Raw genomic sequence first — 8,268 nt, forward strand, 5'->3', positions numbered from 1 at the left:
ATTATACATCATGTCCGTATAATTACTGTTGCTATTCTTTTTTTCAGGAAAACATAAAAAAGGTGATGCAGGTGACATAACCTGTCATTCCCTTAAGCGATGCTAAGCCCTGGTGATTAAGGGAAAATGCTTATGTATGTTATTTAGAATATTTTCGCCGGGAAATTGCTACCCATTGCCAATTCAGATAAGGTGAGATGACGCAACCGGTGCTAATAATCAGCAAACAGCCATGTCTGCAGCGTCTTCTACCGAAGACAGTTAATTACCTCGCAAATTGGGGGGGTAAATAAATGACGATATATCCTGGTCGTTCTTGAAAATGAGCTACGCTCTCTATCTCCCAGGCATTTTATGTCCGGGACGGCGCGCTCTGTCAGTCTCTACCGAGAAATTACATTTTTCCTGATTCCCATCAGGCATTTATCTTCTATAAGATATTTTCCACACGTAATTATAAAAGCCGAAACTTCACAAATATAAACATCGCGGCTTAATAAAAGTAAGAAATTTGCGTTAAGGAAAGACTTTTATCATGCACACACAGACAATTTTCGAATTAAGCCAGGAAGCAGAGAGGTTGTTACAGCTCTCCTTGCATAATCTGCAGGCGCTCAAAACCCTGCCGATTGCAACGCTTGATGAGGCGGCTTCCGGCAAAGCAGATAACGCAAATGTACTGCCATTACATTTTAGTGCTCGCGGCATTGAGACGCAGCAAGCCACTCTGCATAACGAATTACGGAAAATCACCCGACTGGAGATGGTATTAGCGATTGTCGGGACGATGAAAGCGGGTAAATCGACCACAATCAACGCGATTGTGGGCACTGAGGTTTTGCCTAATCGCAACCGTCCTATGACGGCACTACCGACGCTGATTCGCCACACACCGGGCCAGAAAGAGCCTGTACTGCATTTCGCTCATGTCGGGCCAATTGATGCGCTGACCCAGCAACTCCAGACGCGGCTTTATACATATGACCGTGAAAAGCTGGCGCAAAAGCTCGAAATTGATAAGGACATGAGCGCCCTGCTCGAACGCATCGCTAAAGGAGATGCGTTCGACAAACATTATCTGGGCGCACAGCCCATTTTCCATTGTTTAAAAAGTCTTAACGACCTGGTGCGTCTGTCGAAAGCGCTGGATGTTGATTTTCCCTTCTCGGCTTATGCCTCTATAGAGAATATCCCGGTTATTGAAGTTGAGTTTGTTCACCTGGCGGGCCTTGAAAACGATCTGGGCCAATTGACGCTTCTTGATACTCCCGGGCCAAACGAAGCGGGACAACCGCATCTGCACAAGATGCTTAATGAGCAACTGGCGCGAGCGTCTGCGGTACTGGCGGTGATGGATTACACCCAGCTTAAGTCGATCTCTGATGAAGAGGTTCGCCACGCGATTTCCGCTGTTGGGCGCTCTGTCCCGCTGTATGCGCTGGTTAATAAATTCGATCAGAAAGACCGTAATAGCGATGACGAAGAGCAGGTACGGGCGCTGATCGCCGGGACGTTAATGAAAGGGTATATCAATCCAACGCAGATTTTCCCCGTCTCTTCGATGTGGGGCTATCTGGCGAACCGCGCCCGCCATGAAATCAAACAGCAGGGAAAATTACCCGACCCGGAAGAGCAGCGTTGGGTACAGGATTTTGCCGAAGCGGCGCTGGGAAGACGATGGCGAATGGCCGACCTGGATGATGTTGAGCATATTCATCACGCCGCCGACCTGTTGTGGGAAGACTCGCTGTTTGAGCAGCCTATTCGCAAGTTGCTGCATGCTGCGCACGCCAACGCGTCGCTGTATGCGCTGCGTTCGGCGTCGCATAAGCTGCTTAATTACGCACAGAGCGCCCGGGAATATCTGGATTTCCGCTACCAGGGGCTGACGGTTGCGTTTGAGAACCTTGAGCACAACATCACACGCCTTGAAGAAGATATGACGCTACTGAAAAGTTGTCAGGAGCGCGTCAGCGATGAGATTGATCATGAGGTGGATGAAGCGCTGGCGGCGGCGGATATCTTCATTCATAGCCAGCAACTGGAAATTGTTGAAGCCATTAACGCCTGGTTTCGCGACGGCAAGATGATGGAGATGGCCAGCGAAAGTCAGGCCGACCTGCGTCTTGATTCAGGATTTTCGCCAGGCCAACTGGTGCTGGAAGATGAGGGACAGGCGCAGATTGTCCTGAGCAAAATGCGCTCCTCCTGCGAAGCGATTTTTGTCACCGCGCAGGAGAAGATCAGTCGCGAACTGGCGATGCGTTTTGACCAACTGGAAAACACCCTGGCCCGCTCACTCAATGATGCGATGCGACCGATTGAGATGCGCATTAAAGAAGAGCTCAGCCATGCCGGTTTCCGGGCGCGTATCAGTTTCCCGGCCTTCCAGGCAAGCACGCTGAATTTTAATACCCGCCAGCTTTTTACCAATGCCATCGCGCCGGAAGATACCCCGGCAGGACAGGCGCCGCGTAGCGGAAGCGTACGTGAAACGGTTTCGCGCTGGTTAAATAATCCGAGCTGGGGATGGGATGATTACGTGGTGACCCGGACACGCTATGTTATTGATGTGGCGTCATTGCATAACAAGCTTATCCAGCATGTTGCTAATTTTTGTGAACAAATTCGTAAAGCTTTGGCCGCACAGGTCGATGTTTCTGTTACGGCGGGTATGGCTACGTTCTTTGCCGAGTTCTCACTCAGCCTGGCAGGGCTACAAGATAGTTTGCGTGACAGTCTGGCGATTCGTCAGCAAAACGAATCGTCAGTGTTAGCATTGCGGCAGCACCTGAAGCACTGCATCAAGACTGCAAACTGGATTCAGGAAGATGCACGTCTTTTACGCGATGATATACAAACACTATTCGCAGCAGAGTAATTATGAAAAATCGACTACTGGAAGGGCCAGGGCGAACGCTTGAGTGCATTCATCCGAAGTTCATTGTGGATTTAGTGCAGGGTGCTGATGCGCCTCGCCAGAGTCAGATTGTGCCCCAACAGCAGTTGTTTCGTGAAAGACTGACCCAGGAAGTGATGGCGCAAACCCAACTGCGTCCGTGGGCCATGTCCGGCGTATTAAATGAGAATGACTCGTTACGTCTGGGGCTGGCGGAAAAGCTCGCCAGTATGCTCGATCCCGGCCATCTCGCGCTAACGCGTATCACCCAGCGCCTGGTCGCACTGCAGCAGGCGGAGCAGCGTCGTTCCGCGCTCAATACGGCGGGTAATCAACAGCAATACGATGAATTAATTGAGCATTTTAGCCAGCGAGCAAACTGGAAAGAGAAAGCGCTCGGCCAGCGTGGCTTAACGGTACAGGCGGGAAATCACAGCGAGCAAATTTTTACCCGCTGGCGGGCCGGGAATTACAACGGCTGGTCGATGGCGGGCCGCTGCTATGTCGCGCTGGAAGAGTTGCGCTGGGGCGCTTTTGGCGATGCCTGTCGCCTGGCGAGTAGTGAGGTGGCTTCTATGCTGAAAGATAACCTGCGCGCGATGGCTTCCGATTTTCTGGCGCAGGGTATTAATGCTGCGCCTGCCACCCGTCATTTTTATCACCAGTGGCTGACAACACCGGCGACACCGGGCCTGATGGATTATAAAGATCTGTTGGGCTGGCTTGGCGACTGGTGCGATGCGGAGCGTCACCCCATTTGCTGGTCGGTGACCCAAAGCTGGCAGACGGTAGCGTTAGGAATGCCAAGATTATGTTCGGCGTCGCGCTTAGCCAGTGCCATGGTGGATGAGATTTTCGGTGATTAAAAAGATGTGCCCTGCAATTAACCAATGTTGATGGCTAATTGCAGGACATAGCTACAAACAGGTAAAGAGAAGCCCCCGGCGTATAACGTCGGGGACTTTTTTTAATGATTGAGCGAGGCGGCGGGTTTGTCTACCGCTTTTGTCACCTCAGGAACTTCGCCAAACCGTCTGGCGTAGAGTGCGGTGATGATGGGGACCAGAATCGCCGTCACAATCACGCTCGCTGCCACCAGCGCCGTTGCGGAGGCGGCTACCGGTTCAAACGCCGGGTTGATTTGGGCAATGATCACCGGATTTGCTACCGCTGCCCCTGCCGCAGAAGAGGCGGCAACACCTGCCGTACCATTACCACCGCCAATGACTTTGTCGGCAATAATCAGCGGGATACCTGTGATGATGATAACCGCGATACCCAGTACGATGCCCAGCAGACCGGTATCAAGGATGACTTTCAGGTTGATGGTATTACCCAGCGCGAAGCCAAAGAACGGGATCAGTACCGGTGTGGCTTTACTAAAGAACGCACGCAGGTCGTGATCGAGGTTACCCAGCGCAAAGCCAATCAGAAACGGCAGTACAGCCCCGATAAAGTGGTGCGGTTCAAAGGATGCCAGGCCCGCAGATCCCAGAATGACCATGGTCATCAGTGGGCCGGATTCCAGCGACATCAACACGAATGCGCCAGATTCTTCTTTCGTGCCGTACTGGTTCATCAGGCTGGCATACAGGCCGCCGTTGGTCATATCCATCGCCGAAACGATAGCCAGGACAGAGATCCCGGCGAAGAAACCGGTCTGAATACCACCTTCCGGAATAAACGTGGCGGCGATCATCGCCACAACCCAGGCAACGGCGATTTTTGTCAGTACCAGAGTACCTGATTTGCGTAAGACAGTGCCGGTGGCGCGTAAATCAATTGATGCGCCGATACAGAAGAACCAAACGGCGAGAATAGGTACCGTACCCGTGATCATGCCTTTGGTAAAAGAGCCGAAATAAGCGCCTGTATTGGGTGCCAGCGTATTTAAAATTGCCCCGAGCAGCAAAGGTATTAACATCATCCCACCGGGGATGCGTTCAATGGTGGATTTGATTTTCATTATGAATCCTCATATCTCATCATGTGCTATGAACGAGAAAGTAAAAACTTGATATTCAAGAAGTTAAACGCTCATGGTTCGACTTTGTTCAATACCCGGCGCTGTTAATCCTTTCCTGGAAGCACCGTCACTATCCTTATCTGTTTTGTGTCTGGGCGTATGATGCGATCATTGGAATAATGATTCAATGAAAATAAAACAGTGTTTTAGTTATCTTCATCACATATTCTGTGTAAAGATTTATATGTGAACAATTAAATAACTTTGCGTTACATACTTTCTGTAAAAAGGTGAATGGATACAGCTAGCAGAATAATAATCACGGGGGTTATGGCGTATGTTTATGAATAACGACTGCGGACATTCTATAAGCTAAAAACGCATTTTCTCGTTAAGTAAAACGCAGTTTCGGAGAAAAGCGATGCGGATTGCTAAAATTGTGTTTGTCATCACACGGTAATTTTGTGTGAAGTTGATCACGTTTTTAAACCCTGTTAGGGTAAAAGGCGGTTAAACAACGCCCTGCCAGGCGTCAACAGGTTCGGTTGTACAGGCTGTAACCAGCCAGTGTAAGTAAACCTGCTACGCTTGAACAAGGTAAGTCGGTATGTACGGCTTAATACGCGCACGCCTGCTTTGGCAATCTATTGCGCGGTTCAGGGCGAAAGTCAAAAGAGGACATCATGTTAAAAAGGAAGAAAGTTAAACCTATTACACTGCGCGATGTAACCATCATTGATGACGGTAAGTTGCGAAAAGCGATAACTGCCGCTTCGCTCGGTAACGCGATGGAATGGTTTGATTTTGGCGTATATGGCTTCGTGGCTTACGCGCTGGGTAAAGTGTTTTTTCCAGATGCCGATCCTGGCGTGCAGATGATTGCCGCACTGGCAACTTTCTCCGTCCCGTTTCTTATTCGCCCGCTGGGTGGTTTGTTTTTCGGGATGCTTGGCGATAAATATGGACGGCAAAAAATCCTCGCTATCACCATAGTGATTATGTCCGTCAGTACATTCTGTATTGGGCTTATTCCCTCGTATGCTTCTATTGGTATTTGGGCGCCTGTCCTGCTCTTGCTGTGTAAAATGGCACAAGGGTTCTCTGTGGGCGGAGAATACACTGGCGCATCAATTTTTGTAGCGGAATACTCCCCGGATCGTCGACGCGGCTTTCTCGGCAGCTGGCTTGATTTTGGGTCTATCGCGGGCTTCGTTATCGGTGCGGGTGTTGTCGTGCTGATATCTACGGTCGTTGGTGAAGAAAATTTCCTCAGCTGGGGCTGGCGTATTCCCTTCTTTCTGGCATTGCCACTGGGGATAATTGGTCTTTATTTACGTCATGCGCTGGAAGAGACCCCTGCGTTTCAACAGCATGTGGATAAACTGGAGCAGGGCGACCGCGAAGGCCTACAAAACGGTCCCAAAGTCTCTTTCAAAGAGATTGCGACAAAGCACTGGCGTAGTTTGCTGATCTGTATCGGTATGGTCATTGCGACCAACGTGACCTATTACATGTTGCTGACGTACATGCCGAGCTATCTCTCGCATAACCTGAACTATTCAGAAGACCATGGCGTGCTGATTATTATCGCGATTATGGTCGGTATGCTGTTTGTGCAGCCTGTCATGGGCTTACTCAGCGACCGTTTTGGCCGCCGTCCGTTTGTTATTCTGGGGAGTGTGGCGCTGTTTGTGCTGTCTATCCCGGCGTTTATCTTGATCAACAGCAACGTGACGGGGCTGATTTTCGCGGGGCTGCTGATGCTGGCCGTGATCCTCAACTGTTTCATTGGCGTGATGGCATCGACCTTGCCGGCGATGTTCCCGACCCATATTCGTTATAGTGCACTCGCCAGCGCATTTAACATTTCGGTACTGATTGCGGGTCTGACCCCGACGCTGGCCGCCTGGTTGGTGGAAAGTACTCAGAACCTGATGATGCCAGCTTATTATCTGATGGTGGTTGCGATAATTGGCCTGATTACAGGTATTACGATGAAGGAGACGGCGAACCGTCCATTAAAAGGTGCGACGCCTGCGGCTTCCGATATTCAGGAGGCGAAAGAAATTCTGCGCGAGCATCACGATAATATCGAACAGAAAATCGAAGATATTGATGCGGAAATTGCTGAACTACAGGCGAAACGCTCACGCCTTGTCGATCAGCACCCACGGATTAACGAGTAACAGATACAGCCCGGTCGCGTACCGGGCTTTTTGTATCAGCAACCCGCCGCAATATAATCACCGCCAGGGCTGACCGGAACGACTGTCAGGAACAACACCACGGCAAACAAAATCAGCGCCAGGCCTCCGGCAATGTTCAGCGCTGGCAGCAGCCATGGCATGTTGCCGCTCTCCTGACCGAAAAAGGCGGCAGTTCGGTTACGGGCATAGCGCACTGCCAGCGACAGCCCCATAATCGACAAAGCGGTACCGAAGGCCATGGTCATGACTGCCGCGATCCCCCAGCTCACAATGCCCAGCGCGTTTGAAAAGAGCAAAATCATGATTGCGCCACTACAGGGCCGAGCGCCAATGGCAAGTATGACGCCCAGCCGCGTTTTCCAGTCGCCTTGCATACTGATTCCCACGCCGTGATTCCCGCAGCCGCAGCCGTTATCATGCGTATGATGCAGAGACCTTATGGCAGTGATTTTCATTCTCTGCGGTTTGATGTTTTTTATCGCTTTGACGATTAGCCAGACGCCAAACCCGCCAATCATGACTGCGCTGATTTTCTCGACATACCAGCGGCTCTCACTGAGATCGCCGGCTGCGAGGTTAAAACCTACTGCGAGGATAAAGACAAAAAGGATCGCACTCACGCCCTGCATCAGACTGCCAAGAAAAGGGACGACGCGCGCGGCGGTTTGGCTCTCCTGGTTGGTACTGAGGTAGGTTGTGACGATAAACTTTCCGTGGCCTGGTCCAACCGCATGTAACACGCCATAAAAGAACGAACCGATCAGCAGCCACATTCCCCCGGCATACTGATGGTTATTCAGTTGCAGCAGATACATCACCAGATAGCGGTGCAGCGTGATCTGGGCTGCCAGACACCACTGGATAAAGGCGTTCCAGTGTGTATGCAGAGCGAATGCTGCGGCCAGCAACAGCATCACTGCCACGATGGCGCCAGGCAGACGCCATTGACGGGTAAGCGTTTGGGTTGTCATAAGCTTTAGAGGGATGGTTAAAGCATGACCGCAGTATAGGTGCTGCACAGGGGGAGCTCCAGCAAGGGGGAGGGGATGATCGTTACCAGACGTAAGTGCGGGATAAAAAAGTCTTTCGGCCCTTTTGAGCGAGAGCGCTGGCCGAAGGGCAACCGCTCAGGTAAGCGCAGTGCACCCGGGATTCCCGCTCGCGGCGAATAATCGAACGACGTTCGATGAAGAGTC

The 8,268-nt window shown here is 51.1% G+C and carries 6 protein-coding genes; 3 read left to right on the forward strand and 3 right to left on the reverse strand.

The window, feature by feature from the left end:
- Positions 1 to 535 precede the first annotated feature (535 nt).
- Positions 536 to 2,881, forward strand: a complete 2,346-nt coding sequence (gene crfC / locus AAIG39_RS22795; RefSeq protein ID WP_343194784.1) for a clamp-binding protein CrfC — start codon at positions 536 to 538, stop codon at positions 2,879 to 2,881.
- A 2-nt stretch (positions 2,882 to 2,883) separates the two neighbouring features.
- Positions 2,884 to 3,765 (forward strand): diguanylate cyclase regulator RdcB family protein, encoded by an 882-nt coding sequence (locus AAIG39_RS22800; RefSeq protein ID WP_343194785.1) that lies wholly within the window; start codon positions 2,884 to 2,886, stop codon positions 3,763 to 3,765.
- Positions 3,766 to 3,866: 101 nt separating this feature from the next.
- On the opposite strand, the gene kdgT is transcribed toward AAIG39_RS22800, so the two are convergent.
- Positions 3,867 to 4,865, reverse strand: a complete 999-nt coding sequence (gene kdgT / locus AAIG39_RS22805; protein ID WP_090080847.1) for a 2-keto-3-deoxygluconate transporter — start codon at positions 4,863 to 4,865, stop codon at positions 3,867 to 3,869.
- A 683-nt stretch (positions 4,866 to 5,548) separates the two neighbouring features.
- Between kdgT and proP the strand changes: the two genes are divergently transcribed.
- Entirely contained in the window at positions 5,549 to 7,051 is a 1,503-nt protein-coding gene (proP, locus tag AAIG39_RS22810; protein WP_090080849.1) for a glycine betaine/L-proline transporter ProP, read from the forward strand.
- 35 nt (positions 7,052 to 7,086) lie between these two features.
- Here proP and AAIG39_RS22815 read toward each other — a convergent pair whose 3' ends face one another.
- Both AAIG39_RS22815 and AAIG39_RS22820 read right to left on the reverse strand, forming a co-directional pair.
- Positions 7,087 to 8,043: a nickel/cobalt transporter gene (locus AAIG39_RS22815; RefSeq protein WP_343194786.1), complete on the reverse strand. Its 957-nt coding sequence runs from the start codon at positions 8,041 to 8,043 to the stop codon at positions 7,087 to 7,089.
- Between the two features lie 17 nt (positions 8,044 to 8,060).
- The coding region (locus AAIG39_RS22820) for a hypothetical protein (RefSeq protein WP_343194787.1) at positions 8,061 to 8,268 on the reverse strand (208 nt) is incomplete at its 5' end.

This window comes from Phytobacter palmae (genome assembly GCF_039409775.1).
Classification (GTDB): domain Bacteria; phylum Pseudomonadota; class Gammaproteobacteria; order Enterobacterales; family Enterobacteriaceae; genus Phytobacter; species Phytobacter palmae.

Coding starts and splice junctions, on each gene's coding strand:
- AAIG39_RS22815 (WP_343194786.1), bottom strand. CDS start 8,043: ATGACAACCCAAACGCTTACCCGTCAATGGCGTCTGCCTGGCGCCATC.
- crfC (WP_343194784.1), top strand. CDS start 536: ATGCACACACAGACAATTTTCGAATTAAGCCAGGAAGCAGAGAGGTTG.
- kdgT (WP_090080847.1), bottom strand. CDS start 4,865: ATGAAAATCAAATCCACCATTGAACGCATCCCCGGTGGGATGATGTTA.
- AAIG39_RS22800 (WP_343194785.1), top strand. CDS start 2,884: ATGAAAAATCGACTACTGGAAGGGCCAGGGCGAACGCTTGAGTGCATT.
- proP (WP_090080849.1), top strand. CDS start 5,549: ATGTTAAAAAGGAAGAAAGTTAAACCTATTACACTGCGCGATGTAACC.